Source organism: Deinococcus radiopugnans ATCC 19172 (assembly GCF_006335125.1).
Lineage (GTDB): Bacteria > Deinococcota > Deinococci > Deinococcales > Deinococcaceae > Deinococcus > Deinococcus radiopugnans.
The window spans coordinates 272,848-292,444 of sequence record NZ_VDMO01000002.1 but is presented as its reverse complement, the minus strand read 5'-3'; the positions used below and the strand labels follow the sequence as shown (position 1 = coordinate 292,444).

Sequence of the window (19,597 nt, the reverse complement as noted above, 5' to 3'; positions counted from 1 at the left end):
CATGACGGCCCCCCAGTCCGAATTGCAGCGGATCGTGTCTGCGCTGCAGGCCAGCGGTTTGACCGTCGAGGCGGTGGATGACGGCGCACTGATCCAGCACGGCGAGTCCAGGGTGGCCCTGTTCGCCGACGCGGACCACCAGGGCGGCGTGATCGTGCGCCTGCACCTGGACCTGGACCTGTACGTGGAAGAGGACAGCCTGCCCGAGATCCTGATGGGCATGAACCTGCTCAATCAGGGTCTGGATTACGGCATTCTGAACCTGGACCCGGTGGAGCCTGACGAGGAAGACGGCGAGCCGGACGAGGACGCCCCCCTGGCTTTCGCCGTGCTGGGCCGCAGCGTGCTGTGGCTGCCGGACCTGGGCGTGACCGAGCTGGACCGCCTGCGCGAACACCTGCGCCGCTTCGAGGCGGAGGTCACCGACGCGATGGAACGCACCCTGCACGGCAGCAAGGGCCTGAGCGCCTGAGAACGACACGCTAGAGTAGTTGTCCGAATTACAGCATCAGAAAAGGAGACTTCTGATGCCCCCATTCTCTCCTTCGGAGCTGAATCAGTCCCAACTGCTCGTTGAAATTCACTCACTCTCTGCGAGCTGTGCCAGTCCGTTCGGTCAAAAGGAAACAGCTCTTTTGACCAATGCTCTAAGACAGCCTGTCTGTGCAGCTCAAAGGGCCGCCGGGCGATTATTTTCCCGGCGGCCCTTTCACCGAATGTGGTCTCAGGGCAGCTCTTCCTCGAAGGCCGACACGTCCTCCAGGTAGTCCACCATCCAGGCCTTCAGCGCCGCCCGGGTGTAGCCGCCACGGATCGGCATGGTGCTGTCCAGGTAGTACGCGCCCTCGTAGATGTAGGCCTGGGTGTAGTAGTTGCCGTTCCAGTCGTTGATCAGGTCAATGTCCTGGCTGTCCTCGTCGTCGCTGTAATCCCAGTACGAGCTGGCCGTGACCCGCGAGCAGACATTCTTCTCGCAGCCGCTGAGCCACACGTCGACCTCGTAGTCGCCCGTGTCCACCGTCATGCTGGGATCGCTGTCGGGGTCCGTGGGATTCATGGTGACCTTGTAGCCGGTCGCGCGCAGGGCGGCGGCAATGGCGTCGGGGGTGGCCGCCTGCACCTGGGCATTCGCGCCGGTGGCCGGTGCGCCCGCCCCACCTGCCAGGGCCACGCCAGAGAGGCTAAGGAGCAGAACGCCGGACAGCATCAAATTTTTGTTCATAGCATCACAATACGTTGTTCTCCGCCCCTGCGATACAAGATCTGCCGGGGGGGTGGGTCACATGTTCTTCATCTCTGATGTCCTGAAGATGAGGTCCATGTCTTCCTCAGACGCTCCTGCCGCCGCCGCCCCAGCGCCGTCTCAGTCGTCAGCGCGGCGCAAACGCACTTTCGGGGTGTACATCGGGCGCTTCGAGCCGCCGCACGCCGCGCACCTGCTGGTGATGCTGGAGGCGCTGAAAAGTGTGCAGAAACTGATCGTGGTGATCGGTTCGGCCCGCGCGGCGCGCAATCCCAAGAATCCCTTCACCGCCGAGGAACGCCAGGAGGTGATCACGGCCATGCTGCTGGAGGCCGGGATCGCCCGCGCCCGGCTGCTGTTCGTGCATGTCCGCGACTACTACTACAACGAGGCGCTGTGGCTCTCGGAGGTGCAGCGCGGCGTGCAGCACTTCACGCGCGGCAGCACCGACGTGGCACTGATCGGCCACGTCAAAGACGAGAGCAGCTATTACCTGCGCTCGTTCCCGGCCTGGGAGTTCATTCCCAGCCACGTGGTCAGCCCGCTGAGCGCCACCGACGTGCGCCGGGCGTACTTCGAGGGCCACCTGGACGACGTGCGCGGGATGGTGCCGCCCGCCGTCCACGCCTTTCTGGAACGCTTTCATGCCGCCCCCGAATACGCCGAACTGCGCGCGGAGTACGACCACCTGCGCGAGTACCGCGCGGCCTGGGCGGACGCGCCCTTCCCGCCCGTGTTCGTGACCGCCGACGCGGTGGTGACGCGCAGCGGCCACGTGCTGCTGGTGCGCCGGGGCGGCATGCCGGGGCGCGGACGGCTGGCCATGCCCGGTGGATTTCTGGAACCGGCCGAGACCCTGCTGGACTGCGCAGTGCGCAAGACCCACGAGGAAACCGGCCTGGGCGCGGGCGTCGACCTGCGGGCGGCCGTGCGCGGCAACGCCGTGTTCGACTACCCCGAGCGCAGCCTGCGCGGGCGCACCGTGACCCACGCCTTCAATTTCGATCTGGGCATCGGGCAGTTGCCGCTGCTGCAGGGAGGCAGCGACGCGGCCGAGGCGCTGTGGCTGCCGCTGGGCGACGCGATGGCCCACCCTGAGCTGTTCTTCGAGGACCACCACGCGATCATCGAGCACTTCCTGATGCGGGGCTGAGGTTGTTTCAGCCCGGCGTGTGCTTCAGCTCGCGGCAGAAGAAGGCCAGCAGCCGCGCCTCCACCTCGCCCTGATGGGTGTCGTTGATGGAATGATCGCCGTCCAGTTCAATCAATTCGCTTCTGGCGCCTGTGTTCACAAGGGCCGCGTGCATCCGCCGGGCCTGCGAGACGGGCACCTCGTCGTCGTGGGTGCCGTGCAGATGCAGAAAGGGCGGTGCGTCGGCTGTGACGTGGGTGACCGGGCTGGCGAGGGCGACCAGGTCCAGGCAGTCGCCCAGCGGGGCACCGAACAGCGGCAGCGGTTGCGGGCCGAGGCCGAAGGCCGGATCGAGAAAATCCATCACGCCGCTGACGTTGCCCACGGCCTGCACGCGTGCGGAATGTTGGGCCTGTGCATCCTCCAGTTCATCGCTGACCGCCGTCCCCAGCAGGCCGGCCAGATGTGCCCCGGCGCTGACGCCCCAGACGCCGATGCGCTGTGGATCGATGCCCAGCTCTGGCGCGTGCGCCCGCAGCCAGCGCACCGCCGCCCGCACGTCCTGCCACTGGGCGGGAAAGGTGGCTCCCGGCGCCAGCCGGTAATCCGAGCTGACGGTGATAAATCCGGCGCGGGCCAGAAAGACGTTGGCAGGAGGCCACTTGCTGTACATCATCCACGCCCCGCCGTGCAGGTGGAGAATGGCCGGAACAGGCTGAGGGCGCCTGGCCCTGGGACGCAGGAGGTCCAGGGTCAGGCCGTGGATGCCGAATGGGACGTCCTCAAGCAGCTTTAGGTCGGGCGGCGGGAAAACGTCCACCCCTCGGCCGACTTACAGCAGCGCCCGGTGGTCGGCCAGCAGGCAGCGGTCCTGCACCACGTCGATGCCGCGCGCACTGAGTTCGCGGGCCACGGCGTCGTTGCGGATGCCCAGTTGCAGCCAGACCACTTTCGGTAGCGGGTCCATCGCCAGGATGTCGTCCAGATGATCCGGCACCTTATCGCTGCGCCGGAAGACGTCCACGATGTCCACCGGGGTGCCGATCTCGGCCAGCGTCGCGACCGCCTTGTGGCCGAAATAACTCTCGCCGCGCGCCGCCAGCGAGGGATTGACCGGGATGATGGTGTAGCCCTGGCGGTGCATGTACTCGGGCACGTAGAAGGCCGGCTTGGCGCTGTCGTGATGAAAGCCCACCACGGCGATCACCTTGTGGTCGGTCAGGATGCGAATCACATCGGGTTTGGAGTGCACGAGGGTCAAGGCGAAACTCCTTCAATGGGTTGGGTGCTGTTCAGGGCGGCGAAGGCGGCGCGGGCGGCTTCCAGTGTGGCAGTCAGCTCGGCGTCCGTATGTGAGGCGCTGACGAAAATACTCTCGAACTGCGAGGGTGCCCAGTACACGCCCCGCGACAGCAGGCCCTGGAACCACGTCCCGAAGGCCCGCGTGTCGCTGCGGGCCGCGTCGGCGTAGCTGCGAACCGAGCCGTGCGGCGCGTCCTGAAAAAAGGGCGTGAGCATCGAACCGATGGTGTTGACGCTGATCGGCACCCCCGCCTCCTGCGCCAGGGTCTTGAGACCGTCGGCCAGCCGGGCGGTGTAGCCTTCCAGCCGCTCGTAGATGCCCGGATCGGCCTGTAGCGTCCGCAGCGTCGCCAGCCCCGCCGCCATCGCCAGCGGATTGCCGCTGAGGGTGCCGGCCTGGTACACCGGCCCCTGCGGCGAGACGAAGTCCATCACGTCGGCCCGCCCGCCGTACGCGCCCACCGGCAGCCCCCCGCCGATGATCTTGCCCCAGCAGGTCAGGTCTGGTTTCAGGCCAAGAAGTCCCGTCGCCCCATTCAGCGACAGCCGGAAGCCGGTCATCACCTCGTCGGCGACGAGCAGGGCGCCCACGTCCTGAACGCGGTGCAGCGCGGCCAGGAACTCCGGCGTGGGGATCAGGACCCCCGCATTGCCCACCACCGGCTCGAAGATCACGGCGGCCACCTCGGCCCCGCGCTCGGTCATCAGGGTGTCCAGCGCCGCCGGGTCGTTGTACTCGCTCACCAGCGTCAGGGCGGCGTATTCCTCGGGCACGCCCGCGCTGCTGGGGGCCGACGCGCCCAGCACGCCGTCCAGGTTGGTCATCAGGCCGCTGCCCGCCTCGACCAGCAATCCGTCGGCGTGGCCGTGGTAGTTGCCACGGAACTTGACGATCAGTTTTCTGCCGGTAAAGCCACGGGCCAATCGCAGGGCGCTCATGGTGGCCTCGGTGCCGCTGCTGGTAAAGCGCACTTTATCCGTGCCCGTCAGGCGCGTGACCAGTTCGGCCAGCTCCACCTCGCGCTCGCCGGGTGCGCCGAAAGAGGTGCCGTATTGCAGGGCGTCCGCAATCGCTTCCCGCACCGCCGGGTGGTCATGGCCCAGGATCATCGGCCCCCACGAGCCGATGTAATCGATATAGCGCGTGCCGTCGGCGTCGGTCAGGGACGCGCCGTGGGCCTCGCGGATAAAGCGCGGGGTGCCGCCCACGCTTTTGAAGGCCCGCACCGGGCTGTTCACGCCGCCCGGCGTCACGGCGCGGGCGCGGGCAAACAGGGCCTCGGACTGCGCGGTTGGAGAGGTGGTCTGGGTCATGCCCCGCACCTTAGCGGAGGCCGGGCCGGGCCGGGGAGAGGAAGGCGACACTCCGGCGGGGCTCACAGCCCCAGCAGGCCCACTGCCGCCGTGACTTCCAGTTCTTGTCTGAACGGGGCCACCAGCTGTTTCTCGCGGGCGCTGGCCGCTGTGACGGTGCTGTCCAGATCGGGAATCTGCCCACTCTGAATGGCCTGCGCGGCCTGGGCAAAGTCGATGTTCGGCACGCCCAGCGCGCGGTTGACCCCGGCGCGGACCTCGGCGTAGCGCGCGGCGCTCATGTTCTCGCGCGCCAGACCCGCACTCTGCGCGGCACGGGCCTTCGCGATGCTGCCTCCCGCCTGCCGCAGCACGTTCACGACCTGCAGCAGGTTGGGCGTTTGCCCAGCCTGGACCTCGGCCCAGACGGCCTGCAGCCCGGTAAAGCTATCGCCCAGGGCGGCGCGCTCATCCCGGCGGATGCGGACGAATTTCCTCACGTCGCTCTGGGTGAGGGGCGCGGCATTCGCGGCGGGCGTCTGGCCCGTCGTCGGTGGCGTCGTCTGCGTTTGGGTCTGACCCTGCGTCTGTGGCGGGTTCCACGCGGTCACGAACTCGCGCACCGGTTTGACCACCACGAACCACGCCAGCGCGCCCAGCAGCGCCAGCACCAGCAGCCCGCTGCCGCCACATCCCAGGCAGCCACATCCCGGTCCTCGTCTTGGTCTCATATGCCTTTAGGGTACGGGAGCGGGGCCGGAGAGGTTCCCGGCCCAGGGCCAGCCGCAGAACATGGGAGATTGACACGACGGCCTTCAGGAGCGCTAGATTACGACTGTTCAACTCACCAGATGCCCATCTTTGTGCCGCTCTCCGGCACAGGGAGAGCGTTCGCGCCCTGGAGGCTCCATGACCGCACAGACCCGTTCCATCGCTGCCCGTTCCCGCCCGCACACGGCCCGCAAGGCGTCGCTCCTGCTGACCGGGTTGACCCTGATCCTGGCGAGCTGCGGCAGCCCCGCCGTCACGCCGCCCACGCCACAGCCCCAGACCCGCGAGCAGGACAAGCGTACCTTCACGGCCGTCACGCCCGCTTTTGAAGCCCACCTCGGCGCGACTGTGTCTCAGGGCCTCTACGACGGTCTTCAGGGCAAGGCTGGCTACGCCATTGAAGTGCCGGCGAAATGGAACGGTCAGCTGATCATGTACACCCACGGCTACGCGGGAATGGGCGACAAGCTGAACGTGCAGCCTCCGCCGTTGCGGGACTACTGGCTGTCACTGGGCTACGCCTGGGCCGCCAGCAGCTATTCCAGCAACTACTACGACGTGCAGTCCGGCGTGGAGGACACCAACGCGCTGGCCCTGAAATTCCCCGAACTGACCGGGCAGACCAAACCCACCAAGTACCTGATCATGGGCGTGAGCATGGGCGGTCATGTGGCGGGGGCCGCCGTGGAGAAAGAAACCCTGAATACGGCAAAGAACAAGGTCACCTACGCGGCGGCCATGCCGGTCTGCGGCGTGATGGACGAGGAGTACGAGTTCCAGTGGCTGGGCGACTACACCCTGGCCGCCGCGCAGATGGCCGGCTACGGCGCGCAGAGCTATCCGCAGACTGATTTCCAGAAACTGCTGCCCGACATCAAGGCGGCGCTGTTTACCGACACTTCTGGTCCGCTATGGCAGGTCAACAGCGCTCAGGGCGCCAAGCTACGTGATCTTGCCCGGCAACTGACCGGGGGCGAACGGCCCGTATTTGACCTGGGCTTCAGCGCTGCCGGCCTGCAGAACGCAGTGCTGTCCACCGGTGGCTCGGACGGCACGCTGAACGGCATCCTGGCGAAGAACTTTTACGGCAACGTGGGCGTCACCTACCGCTGGACCACCAGCGATACTCCCACCATTGCCGAAAAAGCCTTCAACGATGCAATTTTGCGTGTGACGGCTGATGTAGACGCCAATCCAGCCCGCGCGAACGCGCTGCGCTGGCTGCCGCGCGTGAATGGCGAGATCAATGTGCCGGTGCTGACCATGCACACGCTGGGCGATTTCTACGTGCCGTTCAAGCACGAGCAGCTGTACAACGCGGCAGTGGCGGCGAATGGCAAGTCCGGTCTGCTGGTGCAGCGCGCCATCCGTGCGCCGGGTCACTGCGACTTCGCCGGACCAGAGCTGGTGGAGGGCTTCAACGAGCTGGTGAAATGGGAGGCAGGCGGCGCGAAACCCGCCGGAGACGACGTGACCACGCCCAGCGTGATCGCCGATCCCAATTACGGCTGCAAGTTCACCCGTGAAACCCGCGCCGGCGTGGCCCCCTGCCCGGTGGAGGCCCCCACCAGCAACTAGAGCAGCCTGAATCACACGTCGGGGGGCGGGCGCCGAGACGGTCCGCCCCTCTCCCTTGTCGTGACCCTGGTGCCTGCAATCCGCGAAAGGCGGTCTCCTCACCTTTCTGCCTCAGTCCTGAATCATGAATACTGGCGAGAATGGGGGCATGCGCGCCCTGCTGCCCCTGCTGATCTGCGGCCTGCTCGGCGCGGCTTCGGCCCTGCCCGCGCAGGTCAGCATCGGCAACATCCGGCATGAGTACCAGCGGCTGAACAACTGCGGCCCGGTGACGGTGGGCATGGCCCTGAGCCGTTGGGGCGGCACAATGAACCAGTACGACATCGCGCCGAAACTGAAGGCGGGTGTGGGAGACGTGAACGTGTCGCCGGAGGAGCTGGCGGCCTTCGCGCGGGGCCAGGGCATGACCGTGCATCTGGCCCGCGGCGGCACGCTGCCCATGCTCAGGCGCCTGCTGGCCGCCGGATTTCCAGTCATTGCCGAGACGTGGTTCGTCACGCCCGACAGCGGCGGCATGGGCCATTACCGTCTGCTGACCGGCTACGACGACGCCAAGGGCAAGTTCTCGGTGCTGGATTCGTACATGGGCCACCTGGGCTTCACCTACGCCGAGTTCGACGGGCTGTGGCGCTCGTTCGGACGCACCTTTCTGGTGATCGTTCCGGCAAGCAGGCAGGCCGCGTTGGACGAGGCGCTGGGCTACCACGCCGACGCCCGCATGGCCAAACGTGCCGCACTGCGCGTGGCGCTGGTGGAGGCGGAGAAGAAAGACGACGCCGTGGCGTGGCTGAACGTGGGGCAGGCCAAGCTGAGTCTGGGCGACTCACGCGGCGCGGCGCGGGCCTTCGACGCGGCGTTCGCGGCCCGGCCCGATCCCATGCTCGATCCCATCCGCCCGGCACGCGAGGAGGGCGGGTGGCCGTGGCGGACGCTGTGGTATGTCTTCGGCCCGCTGGAGGCCTACACCCGCACGGCCCGCTACACCGACGTGATGCGGCTGACCACGGCGGTGCTGCGCGACGTGCCCGCCCACGAGGAAATATTTTACTGGCGGGGCCGTGCCCTGACTGGACTGGGCCGCGTGGCCGAGGCGCAGGCGGCGTACCGCGAGGCCCTGCGTCTGCGGCCGGGGTTCGCGGCGGCGCAGGCCGCGCTGGCCGGGCTGTAAAACCCGCTGGCCGTCCTCCGGAGTGACGGCTGAATCCTGGGCCTCTCGATCCTCTGCGGCAACCCGGCGCCTCCACAGGACGTATAAAGGGGCATGAACGAACCTGTCCCCCAGGAGACGGTGATCAACCTGCGGCCTGCCGGCGGCGCGGAGCTGGCCCCCCGGCCCGTCACGGCGGGCAAACTGGTGCTGGCGACCGGCGGCGGCGTGCTGGCGCTGGCGGTCCTGGGAGGGGCGGCGGTGGCGCTGTTCAACGTGGCCCTGACCACCGTGACCATCGCGGCCTTTGGAATTGCGCTGCTGGCGGTGATCGTGCTGCTGCCCGCGCTGATGCTGGCCTTGAACGCGGGCCGGGTGCGGGCCAAGGAGGCGGTGGCCCGCGCCATGCCGCTGGAGACGCTGATCTTGCAGCGCAAGCAGTTCGAGGACCTGATCACCGCCAAGGGCCGGCAACTGGCCGAGGCCAACGGCCACCTGGAAGATTTCCGCCGCCTGATCGACACCAACCGGAAGGACATGGACGCCGCCGACATCGCCCGCTGGGAAAATGATCTGCAGGTCAGCCGCGACGCCTTCGCCCGCGCCCAGACCCACCTCTCGGACCTGCGGGCGGACCTGGGCGAGTTTGACCGGCAGATCAAGAAGGCGCGCATCGACACGCAACTCGCGCAGGCCAAGGGCAACGTGGCCTCGGCGCTACAGCAGGCCAACCTGAGCGCCGAGGACCGCCACGTCACCGAGAGCGCCCTGAGCGAGATCGCCCGCCGCGCGGGCCGCAACGCCGCCCTGCTCGACGAGGCGCTGGCGGCGGGCGAGCAGTCGGGCCGCGCCCAGTCAGGTCACGGGCGGGGGAACGCCGGGTGAGAGGAGGAACACCATGACCCGCGCCCGCGTGCTGACTGCCGTGCTGGCGGCCATCCTGCTGCTGTGCGCCGCCGCCATCTACCTGGATCAGCAGGGCTTTTTTGACGCGTCCACGGTGTCTGCGCCGCCGAAGCCCTCGCCCGCCGCCACACCATCCACCCCCGTCGACACCACCAGTGGGGACGGCTACGGTGAACTGAAATGAAAACTTCCACCGGAGGTCCGTTATGACCCGTGTTCTGAGCTTGCTGATACTGTCGACCCTCGGCCTCGCCCAGGCCGCCGATCCGGTCTCGTTCAACGTCGCCACCGGCAGCCCCAGCGGCACCTACAGCGCCATGTTCAAGAACATCGGGCGGGTCTGCACCCAGAGCGCGTACCTCAAGGAGCGCGGTACAGGGGGCAGCCTGGACAACATCGACCTGCTGATGAACAACGAGGTGTCGCTGGCCTTCGTGCAGAGCGATGTCCTCAAGGCCCGTCAGCAGATCGATCAGGACCCGCGCGTGGCGAACATCAAGGCGCTGCTGCCGCTGTACGACGAAGAAATTCACCTGTTTGCCAAACCGCCCGTGACCAGCAAGAATTTTCTGGGCAAGACCACCGTGACCGGCGTGCAGACCTTCAACGATCTGAAAGACAAGCGCGTGGCGGCCTGGGGCGGCAGCGTGATCACGGCCAAGGTGCTGAGCGCCAAGCTGGGCGTGCCGTACAGCATCGTGCCGGTCAAGGACCAGGCCGCTGCCTTCGCGGCGCTGAATGGGGGTCAGGTGGACGCCGTGCTGGCCGTGATCGGGCAGCCCGCGGCCTGGGTCAAGGGCCTGAGCGGCGTGCGGCTGGTGCCGCTGCCGTTCAGCGCGCCGCTGGAGGGCATCTACACCAGTGCCAAGCTGCTGTACCCCAACCTGAGCGTGTCGGGCGTCCCCACCGTCGCCGTGCAGAGCGTGCTGGTCACGCGCGACTTCAAGACCCCCGACAAGAAAGAGCGGCTGCTGGCCTACAAGAAGTGCGCCGTGGGCAAGCTGGTCAACCTTCAGGAAGACGAGGGCATGCACCCCAAATGGCAGCAGGTGACCTTCAAGACGTGGCCGTGGCCGGAGTACAGGTAAGGCTGTGCGGCGGTCAATCCGCGCCCAGGAAGGAACTGAGGGTGTGCGAGCTGCGCCCCACAAACTCGCCGTCGCCGTCCAGTGCGCCGCGCGAGGCCAGAACAGCGAATGTGCAGACCTGCCCCTGATCTTTCAGGCCGTCTGTCGCTGCTGCCGTTAAGAGCTGGCTGAGGTCACGGACAAGCTTGCGGTAACGTTCCGGGGTCAACCGCAGGGTCAGGGCCTCCAGATGGCTGGGGTGAGATTCCACGGGTTGTGCTGTCGGCTGTGGCGGGACTTCCGCCTCGCCTGGGGTGGTGCTGAAGCCGAAGATGGCTTCCTCACTGTCGTTTCCCAGCGCCAGATAAGAGCGTTCGTACGCCTGATAGAAATTGTCGGTGATGCGCCGCAGGGTCAGCGTCTCTCCACCCTCTGGATCGGTGGGTGGCAGCACCGCCCAGGGCACCCGAAATTCCCGCGCCGCCAGTTGATAAAACACCCGGCCCCCCTCGCGCCTCACCTCCAGCAGCAGGCCCAGACTGGCCAGTCGGCGGGCGTGGTGGTGCGCCAGGTTGGCCGCCATGCCCGCCGAGGCCGTGATCTCACTGGGGGAACGCGGCCCGGTGAACAGGCCCAGGAAAGTGACGTTCTGCCGCAGGGCGCGGGCGGTGGGGGCGTCGGCGATTCGCTGCGTTTCTGCCTGAGAAGTGGTCATGCTGCCCAGTCTGGCTTTCTGCCTTTCAGCGCGCGAGGGCCTGCGCTGAAAGGCTCCATGAAGCGCATGGACTGCCCACCACTCAGCCATCGTCAGCTTGCGCGTGCTAGGACTACAGGGATGAAGCGCGCCGCCGTTCTGGTCCTTTCGCTGCTCGCCGCCACCGCCGTCGCCGCGCCGGGCCGCGCAGATCTGGAAGCAGCGGCCAAGCAGACGGCGCAGACCCTGGGCGGGGTGCTACGGGACTGCCCGGCCAGTTTTGCCGCGGTCGGCTTTCCGGAAAAACAGTGTGTGGGCGTGGGCGACACGGTGGAGGCCGCGCGGGTGGCGCTGAACGCGGCGCTGGCCGACGATCTGTACGGGGTGTGGCGCAGCCGCGACAGTCAGCGCAGCGTCTACAACTGGCTGAAGACGGCGGGCGGCTACGTCTACCTGCGTCTCCAGCCGGACCCGGACGGTCATGCCCGCACGCTGCTGTACCTGGACCTGCCGCCGGAACCGACCGGGGAGCCGTCGGGCCGCCCGACCACTGAAACGCTGTCCACCAAAACGCCGCCCACCGAAGCAGCGCACCACGGCAGCGTCACGCTGACGCCGGCAGCGTCGAATTCGCCTGCTCCTGAGCCATCCGTCCCGCCGAAAGACCCCCCGGTGCAGGTCCCACCCGCCACGAGCCCGGCGCCCGCCGCCGTGGTGGCCCCCGTGCCGTTCGGGCGCACCCTGAAACTGCAGGACAACCGCCTGAACGGTCCCGACGTCCTGGCGGTGCAAAACCGGCTGATCGCGCTGATGCTCCCGGCGCGTCCGGGACAGGGTGATGGCTGGTACGGCCCGGTCACCACGCAGACTGTGCGCGTCTTCCAACGGGCCAACGGCCTGCCGGTGACCGGCATGGTGGACCGCGTGACCTGGGAACGCCTGTTTTCTGCCGCCGCCCAGCCGTTCGACGCGCCAACGGTGCCCTGAAGGCCGCCTGAATTTAGCGGCAGGTCGTGACGGGGCCACCTCCAATTTCCAGTCGACACAGCCTGAGGTTCCGCTGAATCCTCCCCGGTCCAACTGCTGTATGAGATTTTTAACACCCCTCAAAAATGACTTTGATGAGGACCAGCACAGTGTTTCTCACCTTGGACATTGAATAGTGGGAAGCGTCATGAAGCAGAAGATCATATTTTTCTCATCTGCCATGCTTCTTGGGGCGGCTGGGGCGGGGCTGGCGCAGGGGAGTGATCCCTTCGTGCGCGAGGCCCCGGCCCAGGCGGCGCCCGTGCTGCAGGGGGCGTCGGCGGCTGTGCCCGCTCCGGCCCCCATCAACCTGACCGGCGTCCAGAACGTCACCTTCGGCTCGCCACGATCCAGCCAGAACGGCGGCGTGACGCGGGTCGTCTTCGATCTGCCGGACGGCGTCAGCTACACCCTGACCCCCACCTTCAGCGGGCTGCGGCTGGACGTGCAGGGGGCGCGGGTGCTGCCCACCGTGTCCGGCCGGCTGGGCGACAACGTGAGCGAGTACCGCGCAGGGGGCGGGCAGGCCACGCTGATCACGCCCTACCCACTGTCCCTGACGGCCGGCTGGCAGGCCATGGAAGCCACCATCGGCAGCGGCGGCCGGGTGCTGATTCTCGATTTTGGCGCGGGCGTCAAGGGTGGGGCCAGCCCGGAGCTGGGCAAACTGGTCCGCACGGTGGCGCAGGGCAGCGCTCCGTCGGCGGCGCTCGCCCCGGCCCCCACCCTGCCTGCCCCCCTGCCGACAGGCACGGTATCTGTGAGCACGGCGCAGACCACCACGGCGCGGGCCACCACAGCGCAGACCACGTTGCCGCCCGGAGACACGGTGGCCCCCGCGCCGGGAGGGGCGCTGCCGCCCGCGCCCGCGCTGCCCGGTGCCGATTCGCAGACGCTCAGCGCCCTGAGCGGTCAGGTGCCGGGCACGCCCAGGGGCGCGCTGCTGACCCCGCCGCGCATCGGCAAGAATCCGGGGCAGACTCGCGTGGTGCTGGACCTGCCGCCGGGCACCGCGTACCGCATCGTGCCGGGAGGCATCGGGCTGCGGGTGGAACTCACGGGGGTCAGCGTGACGCCGCAGGTCGTGCAGAACATCAGCCCCGAACTGCGCTCCTGGCGGGCCGAAACGACGCCGGGCGGGGCCGTCTTCACGCTGCTGACCGGCGCCCCCACCACACCGCGCAGCGGCTGGCGCGCCCAGTTGCTGCCGCCTGCCAGCGGGGACCTGTCGCGGCTGGCGATTGACCTGTCGCCCGCGCTGGCCGATCTGACGCCGCTGGCCCCGCAGGAGAAGCTGCTGGCCGCCGTGCCCGCCGTTCCGGCGGCGCGCGGCATGGCCATCCTGGCCCTGAGCGCCAGCTACGTGCGGCCGCGGGTGGTGATCGATCCGGGCCACGGCGGCCGGGACCCCGGCGCGGTGGGGGCCGTGATCGAGAAGGAAGTGGTGCTGGACGTGGCCCTGCGCGTGGCAGCCCTGTTGCGCGCCGCCGGGGTGGACGTGGTGCTGACCCGCGACCGGGACGGCGAGCTGAATCCCGACAAGAACACCGATCTGACCCTGCGCGCGAAGATGGGCACGCCGGGCACCCAGCTGTTTGTCAGCATTCACGTCAATGCCATGGACGCCCGCAGCGCCCTGCGCGGCTACGGCGTCGAAACGTGGTGGAACCCCAACCATCCGCTGTCCAGCAGTCTGGCGGCGCTGCTCCAGACGCACGTGGTGAACGAGACCGGAGCCTACTCGCAGGGCCTCAAGAACAGCCAGTCGCTGGCCGTGCTGCGCAACAGCCGCATTCCCGCCGCCCTGGTCGAGATCGGCTACACCAGCCATCCCGTCGACGGCCTGAATCTGCAGGACACCAACTACCGCGACCGCGTGGCGCTGGGCATCGCGCAGGGCATCCGCGAGGCGCTGGTCACGGGCATCGTGGACGGCGGCGCGGTGGGCGGCGCGGGCAAGTAGGTGGCGCCTGGATCTGACCCTGTCGGGACTGGTGACGTGGGGATGGGCCACGCTGCCGGGGTCTCCGGCGACTTCCGGGCGCGGGTGCTGGCGCTGGTGGCGCGAATTCCGCCGGGCCGGGTCATGACCTACGGCCAGCTGGCGCTGCTGGCCGGCAGTCCCGGCGCGGCGCGGCAGGCCGGGCACGTGCTCAACGGCCTGATGGGCGGTCAGGACGGAGCCGAGCTGCCGTGGCAACGCGTCATCAACGCGCAGGGGCGCGTCAGCACCCACAAGCTGGGCTTCGGGGACTTGCAGGAGCGGCTGCTGAGCGCCGAGGGCGTGGCTTTCGACGCGGCCGGGCGCTGTGACCTGGCCGCGCGGCAGTGGTGGCCCGAGGAAGACCCCGCTGCCCCGCCGGAGCCGCTGTTCTAGCCTGGGCCGCGCCCGGCTGGCCGCAGACCTGCTTAAAGGCCGCCTAAAAGGGGCGAGGGCGTCACGTCCCGCCGCTCCCAGCGTATGCTGGGGGTCATGAACAGAACGCACCCCAAGCTTCGCCGTGACCCCTGGGTTGAGGGCAGTCTGGCTTCCTGGATGGCGGGCGTTACCCTGGGCGTGGTCCTGGGCGTCACCCTGCTGATCGTCACCCCACGGCTGATGGCCGAACCCGGTGAGACCGCCAAAGCGCCCACCGCCGCCGAGCAGAGTGCCGGGTCTTCCACTGGCGGCTCTGCCGACGCCGGATCGAACAGCATGGCCGGCGGCACGGCGGCCAGCCCCGAGACCAACAGCGCCGCAGAGACTGCCGACACCAACGCCCCCACCACCGAGACGCCCGCCGACAACCAGAGCAGCGGCGGCGAACTGCCCGCCGCGCAGTCTCCTGCCGTGGCGGAGAACACCACCGGCGAGCCGGCCCAGCAGGACACCAACGCCACGGCGGAATCGGTGGCCGCTGGCGGTGAGGCCAACGCGACCCCCACCCCCAACGCGGCCGAGGGTGACGCTGAGGCCGGCACCGCGATCTTCGCCAGCAACTGCGCGGGCTGCCACGGCGCGGGCGGCGGCGGCGGCATCGGCCCCAGCCTGGTCACCGACGAGGGTCCCAAAGCCTGGACGCTGGCGCAGTTCACCACCGTTCTGCGCGAGGGCAAGCTGCCCGAGGGCCGCGAACTGAGCGCCGTGATGCCCCGCTTCAGCGACGCCCAGCTGAGCGACACCCAGGTGGCTGACCTGCTGGCGCACATCAAGACCCTGAACTGACCGCTTCCGTTGCCAGAATCGCCGTCTCGAGTGTGGGCGGCGATTTTGCTGTCGCCCTGAGCGTGTGCCCGGGCTGACCTCCAGACATCGTTCAGGGTCTGCCGTGCCGGGCGAGCACAATTCGGGCATGTCCAGTGACCCCGTCTCCAGCCGCGAGCAGTTCAATGCCCAGGCCAGCCAATACGCCGCCAGCGCGGTTCATCGCCACGGCCCCAGCCTGCCGGTGCTGCTGGACTACGCCGCGCCGTTGCCGCAGGACCGCGCGCTGGACGTGGCGACGGGAACCGGCAACACCGCGCACGCCCTGGCCCCCTTCGTGGCGTCGGTGGTGGGCCTCGATCTGGCCGACCTGATGCTGGACCACGCCCGGCGGCGCGCGCAGGAGGACAGGCAGACCAACGTCCGTTTCGTGGTGGGCAGCGCCGAAACCATCCCCTTCCCCGACGCCGCCTTCACGCTGGTCACCTCGCGTCACGCGCCGCACCATTTCCTGAATCTGGACCGCTTTCTGGCCGAGGCCCACCGCGTGCTGGAACCCGGCGGGCGGCTGGTGGTTGCCGATCAGATCAGCCCCACCCCGGCGGTGCAGGCCTGGATGGACCCCTATCAGACCCTGCGCGATCCCAGCCACCATGCCCAGCGCACCGTGGAGGCGTGGCGGGCGCTGGCCGAGGCCGCCGGCTTCGTGTGGACGCAGGACACCCTGGTGCCGTACCGTCTGGACTTCGCGTGGTGGACGGCCCAGTCCGGGTGCACGCCCGAAACGGTCCAGCGCCTGCGTGCCCACGCCGACGCGCTGGGCGAGGCCGAGCGGCAGGCCGCCGGGCTGGAATACGACGCCGGGGGCCTGCTGGTGGCCCACATTGAGCAGATGCTGGTGGTGCGCCTGGAGAAGCGCTGAGGCACCGGCCTGGCCTCAGCCGGACTCTGCGCGGTCCCGGCTGACCGCCCGCCCGCGTCCCGCTCGCAGCCGGTGCGTGAGCTGGGCCAAGAGTTCGGCGGCCCGCAGCAGCTCCTGCTCGTTCAGATCGGCGCTGACGCGGTTGGCCCAGGCCTCCTGGGTGATTTCCAGGGCCGTCAGGGTGCGCTGCCCCGCGGGAGTCAGGCCCAGCAGGTGGGCGCGGCGGTGTTCCGGATTGGGGCGGTACTCGGCCAGCCCGTCGGCCACCAGCAGGTCGGCCGTGCGCTGCACGCTCTGGCGGGTCAGCCCCAGGTGCCGGGCGACGGCGGCCACCGTCTGCGGCTGCGGATCGGCGCAGGCCAGCACGGCGGCGCGCGTTCCTGTCTGCCCACACGGCGCGGCCAGCTGATCCCCGGCGGCGTCCAGCAGACCCGCGAGCTGCCGCACCTGCCGAGTCAGCTCTGTCAGGGCCGTGCCAGTGGGAGTCTGCGCCATAGACTTGACAGCATACTGTCATTTCAGGCAAACTGAGGAAATTGACAGAAGGCTGTCAATTTCGCCCATGCCATGCTGGAGGTCAACTTGAAGGTCACTGAATCCGCGATTTCCCTGAACGTGCCCGACATCGCCGCCGCCGCCACCTTTGCCCGCCAGCATTTCGGTTTCGTGGCCGGGATGGAGTTGCCCGAAGTGGTCTCGTTGCACCGTGAGGGGGTCGGCTTTAACCTGATCTTTCTGCCCACTGGCCTGAAGACATTCAAACCCGCAGAGGTGGCGGGCCGCGCCGGAATGGGACTGTTGGTGGTGTTTGTGGTGGACGACATCGACACCGAATACGCGCGTCTGCGCTCAGAGGGCGTTCAGGTCGTGACCCCCATCGAAACCGAGCCGTGGGGCGAGCGGTATTTTCAGGTGCGTGACCCCAACGGATTGATCTATCAGCTGGTCCAGTGGCTGACCCCCGCACCAGACGCCACTTCCTGAAGGGCCGCAGGCCCACGCGTCGGCCACCGAGACGCAGGCATGGGCGCCCCGCTACAGGCCCAGTTCCTCTCGCCGCGCCCGCGTCATGCCCGCCACCACCAGCGCGTGACTGCCCGCCAGGACCTCGCCCACCAGCGCACGGGGCAGGCTGCCGTCCAGCGTCAGCGTGACCCAGTGGCGTTTGTTCAGGTGGTAGCCTGGCACGATGGCCGGGTGCGCGGCGCGCAGTTCCGCCCCGCGCTCAGGCCGCACCTTCAGAGACAGCGTCAGCGGGTCAGCCGTGATGTCGGTCAGGGCGTAAACCTTGCCGCCCACCTTCCAGACCAGCGTTCCTGGGCCGAAGGGAAAGGTCTCCTCCGAGCGGGCCAGCCGCGCGCACGCCTCCCGCAGTTGGGCCACCGTTTGCATGGATTCAGGATACGGCGCTCAGCCTTCCGCCGTGGGGTCCACGCCTTCCTCTGTCTCCAGCGCCAGATTCGCCTCGGTCATGGAGGCGTCGCCGCCCAGCAGTCCCGTGGCCTCCCCGGCGTTCATGCCCGTGCCGGAGGGGGCGGGCACTTCGGGCAGCGTGCGCCGGGGCAGGCCCTCGGGCACGGCAGGGGTGGGCTGGGCGCCGCGCTCACCCTCGGCATCATTTTTCGTCATGCCCCAGCATGGGCTTCCCAGTTCAGGGAAAGTTGAGAGGGGGCTGAAGACCGGGCAGAGCAAAAGGGAAGGGCGCGGCCTCCAGTTCGCCGCGCCCCCCTGGCCCATAGACCTTACTTCGGCATCATCCGGTACAGCTCGATGCCCCGCGCGGTGCGGGCCTTAAAGCCTTTCCAGGAGGTGTCGTCGGCCTTGGGCGTGCCGTCGGCGTTGCGGCTGACCTTGATGTCATTGGACCTGGGTGTCGGCACGTTGAGGTACGCGGCGTCCTCGGTCTTGCCCTTCAGTTTCCAGTCCAGAAAGGCGGTCACGAAATGCTGGTTGATGTTGTTCAGGCGCGACATGTCCCACGCAGGTTCGGCGTAGTGCATGTAGTCGTCGAAACTGTTCAGGGCGGCGGCGGGCGGCGGATTGGGCGCGGTGTTGTGCGAGGCGTTCTCGTACACCAGCAGGTAACGCTCCGCGTTCACGGCATTCTCGAACAGGGGTTTGACCCCACCCTCGTCGTACGCCACGTCGTCGCGGTCCCCCACCACGAACAGCGTGGGCACTTTCAGGCCCGCCAGCCCAGCGTCGTCCCAGAAGCCGTATTTGCCGCCGAAATTGACACCGATCCCCTTCACGGCGGCGTCCCCACCCCACGGCGCGAAGGCCACCACGGCCTTGATGCGCGGGTCCACCTTGTAGTTGCCGGTCTGCCGTTCTTTCAGGGCCCCGCCCGGCACCAGCGGCAGCACCTCCGGCGCGTAGCCCGCGCCCGCCGCGTTCAGCGCGCCGTAGCCGCCCATGCTGTAGCCCACCAGCGCGGTCTCGTCGGCATTGATCAGCCCGCTGAGCGGCAAGCCGCTGCCCGCCGCGCCCAGCCGGGCCAGTTCCGACAGCACAAAGTTGTCGTCCAGGGCGCGGTTCAGCAGCGTGCTGGCGAAGGCGGCCTTGTCGCCGTGGGTGCTGTCGGTGTGGTCAATCGCGGCCACGACGTAGCCCTTGCTGGCCAGATTCTCGGTCAGGTAGGTCATCAGGAAGCGGCTGCCCGGATAGCCGTGCGACACGATCACCAGCGGGTAGGGAGCCTTGGCCGCCACGGGCGGGGCGTCGCGGGTGGCGCGGCCTGGAATGGTAAACGGCGTGTTGGGCCGCTTGGGGTCACCTGGGCCGCTGCCCAGCACGTCCGTGTAGGTGGTGCTGCCGCTGCCGCTGTCGCCCAGCGCCGGATACCAGACCTCCACGGTCAGCGGTCGGGCGTAGCGGGGAATGTCGCCCTCCTTGGGGGCGTTGGCGATGTCCAGCTGGCCAGGGTTGGTCAGCGTCAGGGTCCGCACGCCCACCGCGTAGGGGCCGCGCGCGCTCAGTTCCGGTGCGTCGGGGCGGGGATCGCCGGGCACCGACTGGGACGGGGCCGTGGCCGCCAGCTGGGCGTGGGCGACGGGCAGCAGCAGGGCCAGCGAGAGGAGCAGGACTGTTCTTTTCATGACGCGAACCTCCGGAAAGCAGGCAACGGCACTCGCCGCCGGGCAGCGGCGCGGTTGGATTGTCGATGCAAGGCCCAGGGTACCGCCAAAGCGGGCGCTGCATGTGCGGGTCGACCGGGAGACCAGCCCGAACCGCCACGCAGGGTCAGCAGGTCATCTGCGATATGAGGGCGTTTCGGGATCATTCCTCCTGGGCGAGCGGCGGGTTTTCGACCGGGTCTGCTTGAGCCACGG

At 68.5% G+C, this 19,597-nt stretch carries 23 protein-coding genes; 13 read left to right on the top strand and 10 right to left on the bottom strand.

Features of this window, described 5'->3' with window-relative positions; all coding sequences use genetic code 11:
• Position 1 precedes the first annotated feature (1 nt).
• Entirely contained in the window at positions 2-472 is a 471-nt protein-coding gene (locus tag FHR04_RS02825) for a hypothetical protein (RefSeq protein ID WP_039681841.1), read from the top strand.
• 252 nt (positions 473-724) lie between these two features.
• Here FHR04_RS02825 and FHR04_RS02820 read toward each other — a convergent pair whose 3' ends face one another.
• On the bottom strand, positions 725-1,222 hold the full coding sequence (locus FHR04_RS02820) for a YbjN domain-containing protein (protein WP_139400612.1): 498 nt from the start codon (positions 1,220-1,222) through the stop codon (positions 725-727).
• 97 nt (positions 1,223-1,319) lie between these two features.
• On the opposite strand from FHR04_RS02820, the gene FHR04_RS02815 reads away from it, so the two are divergent.
• Entirely contained in the window at positions 1,320-2,396 is a 1,077-nt protein-coding gene (locus FHR04_RS02815; protein WP_139400610.1) for a bifunctional nicotinamide-nucleotide adenylyltransferase/Nudix hydroxylase, read from the top strand.
• Positions 2,397-2,403: 7 nt separating this feature from the next.
• Here FHR04_RS02815 and FHR04_RS02810 read toward each other — a convergent pair whose 3' ends face one another.
• The 4 genes from FHR04_RS02810 to FHR04_RS02795 form a co-directional block, all read right to left on the bottom strand.
• On the bottom strand, positions 2,404-3,195 hold the full coding sequence (locus FHR04_RS02810; protein WP_139400608.1) for an alpha/beta hydrolase: 792 nt from the start codon (positions 3,193-3,195) through the stop codon (positions 2,404-2,406).
• Between the two features lie 12 nt (positions 3,196-3,207).
• On the bottom strand, positions 3,208-3,636 hold the full coding sequence (locus tag FHR04_RS02805) for a CoA-binding protein (protein WP_039681848.1): 429 nt from the start codon (positions 3,634-3,636) through the stop codon (positions 3,208-3,210).
• Positions 3,633-4,991: a glutamate-1-semialdehyde 2,1-aminomutase gene (gene hemL, locus FHR04_RS02800; protein ID WP_139400606.1), complete on the bottom strand. Its 1,359-nt coding sequence runs from the start codon at positions 4,989-4,991 to the stop codon at positions 3,633-3,635. Before hemL ends, FHR04_RS02805 begins: the two co-directional genes overlap by 4 nt.
• Before the next feature lie 62 nt (positions 4,992-5,053).
• Positions 5,054-5,701 (bottom strand): hypothetical protein, encoded by a 648-nt coding sequence (locus FHR04_RS02795; protein ID WP_139400604.1) that lies wholly within the window; start codon positions 5,699-5,701, stop codon positions 5,054-5,056.
• 178 nt (positions 5,702-5,879) lie between these two features.
• Here FHR04_RS02795 and FHR04_RS02790 point away from each other — a divergent pair, with 178 nt between their 5' ends.
• The 5 genes from FHR04_RS02790 (at position 5,880) to FHR04_RS02770 (ending at position 10,460) form a co-directional block, all read left to right on the top strand.
• Positions 5,880-7,319, top strand: a complete 1,440-nt coding sequence (locus FHR04_RS02790) for an alpha/beta hydrolase (protein WP_139400602.1) — start codon at positions 5,880-5,882, stop codon at positions 7,317-7,319.
• Positions 7,320-7,467: 148 nt separating this feature from the next.
• Positions 7,468-8,487 (top strand): C39 family peptidase, encoded by a 1,020-nt coding sequence (locus FHR04_RS02785; protein ID WP_170213825.1) that lies wholly within the window; start codon positions 7,468-7,470, stop codon positions 8,485-8,487.
• A gap of 93 nt (positions 8,488-8,580) precedes the next feature.
• The gene (locus FHR04_RS02780) at positions 8,581-9,351 is read left to right on the top strand and encodes a hypothetical protein (RefSeq protein WP_139400599.1); all 771 of its coding nucleotides are present in this window, start codon (positions 8,581-8,583) and stop codon (positions 9,349-9,351) included.
• Between the two features lie 13 nt (positions 9,352-9,364).
• On the top strand, positions 9,365-9,556 hold the full coding sequence (locus tag FHR04_RS02775; RefSeq protein ID WP_039681855.1) for a hypothetical protein: 192 nt from the start codon (positions 9,365-9,367) through the stop codon (positions 9,554-9,556).
• Positions 9,557-9,578: 22 nt separating this feature from the next.
• On the top strand, positions 9,579-10,460 hold the full coding sequence (locus FHR04_RS02770) for a TAXI family TRAP transporter solute-binding subunit (protein ID WP_139400597.1): 882 nt from the start codon (positions 9,579-9,581) through the stop codon (positions 10,458-10,460).
• A gap of 13 nt (positions 10,461-10,473) precedes the next feature.
• Here the strand turns inward: FHR04_RS02770 and FHR04_RS02765 are convergent, their stop codons facing one another.
• A complete protein-coding gene (locus FHR04_RS02765) occupies positions 10,474-11,154 on the bottom strand; it encodes a winged helix-turn-helix domain-containing protein (protein WP_139400595.1) in 681 nt (226 codons plus the stop codon).
• 120 nt (positions 11,155-11,274) lie between these two features.
• Here FHR04_RS02765 and FHR04_RS02760 point away from each other — a divergent pair, with 120 nt between their 5' ends.
• From FHR04_RS02760 to FHR04_RS02740, 5 genes are all read left to right on the top strand, one after another.
• Positions 11,275-12,120, top strand: a complete 846-nt coding sequence (locus tag FHR04_RS02760; RefSeq protein WP_139400593.1) for a peptidoglycan-binding domain-containing protein — start codon at positions 11,275-11,277, stop codon at positions 12,118-12,120.
• 220 nt (positions 12,121-12,340) lie between these two features.
• Entirely contained in the window at positions 12,341-14,122 is a 1,782-nt protein-coding gene (locus FHR04_RS02755; RefSeq protein WP_249038935.1) for an N-acetylmuramoyl-L-alanine amidase, read from the top strand.
• A 42-nt stretch (positions 14,123-14,164) separates the two neighbouring features.
• Positions 14,165-14,536: an MGMT family protein gene (locus tag FHR04_RS02750; RefSeq protein WP_039681865.1), complete on the top strand. Its 372-nt coding sequence runs from the start codon at positions 14,165-14,167 to the stop codon at positions 14,534-14,536.
• A gap of 96 nt (positions 14,537-14,632) precedes the next feature.
• On the top strand, positions 14,633-15,364 hold the full coding sequence (locus FHR04_RS02745) for a c-type cytochrome (RefSeq protein WP_170213824.1): 732 nt from the start codon (positions 14,633-14,635) through the stop codon (positions 15,362-15,364).
• Between the two features lie 127 nt (positions 15,365-15,491).
• A complete protein-coding gene (locus FHR04_RS02740; protein ID WP_139400587.1) occupies positions 15,492-16,265 on the top strand; it encodes a class I SAM-dependent methyltransferase in 774 nt (257 codons plus the stop codon).
• Between the two features lie 15 nt (positions 16,266-16,280).
• On the opposite strand, the gene FHR04_RS02735 is transcribed toward FHR04_RS02740, so the two are convergent.
• A complete protein-coding gene (locus FHR04_RS02735; protein ID WP_039681867.1) occupies positions 16,281-16,760 on the bottom strand; it encodes a MarR family winged helix-turn-helix transcriptional regulator in 480 nt (159 codons plus the stop codon).
• Between the two features lie 87 nt (positions 16,761-16,847).
• Between FHR04_RS02735 and FHR04_RS02730 the strand changes: the two genes are divergently transcribed.
• Positions 16,848-17,249: a VOC family protein gene (locus tag FHR04_RS02730; protein WP_039686403.1), complete on the top strand. Its 402-nt coding sequence runs from the start codon at positions 16,848-16,850 to the stop codon at positions 17,247-17,249.
• 51 nt (positions 17,250-17,300) lie between these two features.
• Here the strand turns inward: FHR04_RS02730 and FHR04_RS02725 are convergent, their stop codons facing one another.
• The 3 genes from FHR04_RS02725 to FHR04_RS02715 all read right to left on the bottom strand — a co-directional run bounded on the left by FHR04_RS02725 (position 17,301) and on the right by FHR04_RS02715 (position 19,363).
• The gene (locus FHR04_RS02725) at positions 17,301-17,657 is read right to left on the bottom strand and encodes an MmcQ/YjbR family DNA-binding protein (protein WP_139400585.1); all 357 of its coding nucleotides are present in this window, start codon (positions 17,655-17,657) and stop codon (positions 17,301-17,303) included.
• An 18-nt stretch (positions 17,658-17,675) separates the two neighbouring features.
• The gene (locus FHR04_RS02720) at positions 17,676-17,894 is read right to left on the bottom strand and encodes a hypothetical protein (RefSeq protein WP_039681871.1); all 219 of its coding nucleotides are present in this window, start codon (positions 17,892-17,894) and stop codon (positions 17,676-17,678) included.
• 113 nt (positions 17,895-18,007) lie between these two features.
• Positions 18,008-19,363: an alpha/beta hydrolase family protein gene (locus FHR04_RS02715; RefSeq protein WP_139400584.1), complete on the bottom strand. Its 1,356-nt coding sequence runs from the start codon at positions 19,361-19,363 to the stop codon at positions 18,008-18,010.
• Between the last annotated feature and the right edge of the window lie 234 nt (positions 19,364-19,597).

Excerpts from the sequence above, each read along its gene's own strand:
- FHR04_RS02745 (WP_170213824.1), top strand. The coding sequence starts at position 14,633 with ATGAACAGAACGCACCCCAAGCTTCGCCGTGACCCCTGGGTTGAGGGC.
- FHR04_RS02775 (WP_039681855.1), top strand. The coding sequence starts at position 9,365 with ATGACCCGCGCCCGCGTGCTGACTGCCGTGCTGGCGGCCATCCTGCTG.
- FHR04_RS02770 (WP_139400597.1), top strand. The coding sequence starts at position 9,579 with ATGACCCGTGTTCTGAGCTTGCTGATACTGTCGACCCTCGGCCTCGCC.
- FHR04_RS02820 (WP_139400612.1), bottom strand. The coding sequence starts at position 1,222 with ATGAACAAAAATTTGATGCTGTCCGGCGTTCTGCTCCTTAGCCTCTCT.
- FHR04_RS02715 (WP_139400584.1), bottom strand. The coding sequence starts at position 19,363 with ATGAAAAGAACAGTCCTGCTCCTCTCGCTGGCCCTGCTGCTGCCCGTC.
- hemL (WP_139400606.1), bottom strand. The coding sequence starts at position 4,991 with ATGACCCAGACCACCTCTCCAACCGCGCAGTCCGAGGCCCTGTTTGCC.
- FHR04_RS02825 (WP_039681841.1), top strand. The coding sequence starts at position 2 with ATGACGGCCCCCCAGTCCGAATTGCAGCGGATCGTGTCTGCGCTGCAG.
- FHR04_RS02735 (WP_039681867.1), bottom strand. The coding sequence starts at position 16,760 with ATGGCGCAGACTCCCACTGGCACGGCCCTGACAGAGCTGACTCGGCAG.
- FHR04_RS02785 (WP_170213825.1), top strand. The coding sequence starts at position 7,468 with ATGCGCGCCCTGCTGCCCCTGCTGATCTGCGGCCTGCTCGGCGCGGCT.
- FHR04_RS02780 (WP_139400599.1), top strand. The coding sequence starts at position 8,581 with ATGAACGAACCTGTCCCCCAGGAGACGGTGATCAACCTGCGGCCTGCC.
- FHR04_RS02750 (WP_039681865.1), top strand. The coding sequence starts at position 14,165 with ATGGGCCACGCTGCCGGGGTCTCCGGCGACTTCCGGGCGCGGGTGCTG.
- FHR04_RS02725 (WP_139400585.1), bottom strand. The coding sequence starts at position 17,657 with ATGCAAACGGTGGCCCAACTGCGGGAGGCGTGCGCGCGGCTGGCCCGC.
- FHR04_RS02760 (WP_139400593.1), top strand. The coding sequence starts at position 11,275 with ATGAAGCGCGCCGCCGTTCTGGTCCTTTCGCTGCTCGCCGCCACCGCC.
- FHR04_RS02740 (WP_139400587.1), top strand. The coding sequence starts at position 15,492 with ATGTCCAGTGACCCCGTCTCCAGCCGCGAGCAGTTCAATGCCCAGGCC.
- FHR04_RS02720 (WP_039681871.1), bottom strand. The coding sequence starts at position 17,894 with ATGACGAAAAATGATGCCGAGGGTGAGCGCGGCGCCCAGCCCACCCCT.
- FHR04_RS02755 (WP_249038935.1), top strand. The coding sequence starts at position 12,341 with ATGCTTCTTGGGGCGGCTGGGGCGGGGCTGGCGCAGGGGAGTGATCCC.
- FHR04_RS02765 (WP_139400595.1), bottom strand. The coding sequence starts at position 11,154 with ATGACCACTTCTCAGGCAGAAACGCAGCGAATCGCCGACGCCCCCACC.
- FHR04_RS02790 (WP_139400602.1), top strand. The coding sequence starts at position 5,880 with ATGACCGCACAGACCCGTTCCATCGCTGCCCGTTCCCGCCCGCACACG.
- FHR04_RS02795 (WP_139400604.1), bottom strand. The coding sequence starts at position 5,701 with ATGAGACCAAGACGAGGACCGGGATGTGGCTGCCTGGGATGTGGCGGC.
- FHR04_RS02815 (WP_139400610.1), top strand. The coding sequence starts at position 1,320 with ATGTCTTCCTCAGACGCTCCTGCCGCCGCCGCCCCAGCGCCGTCTCAG.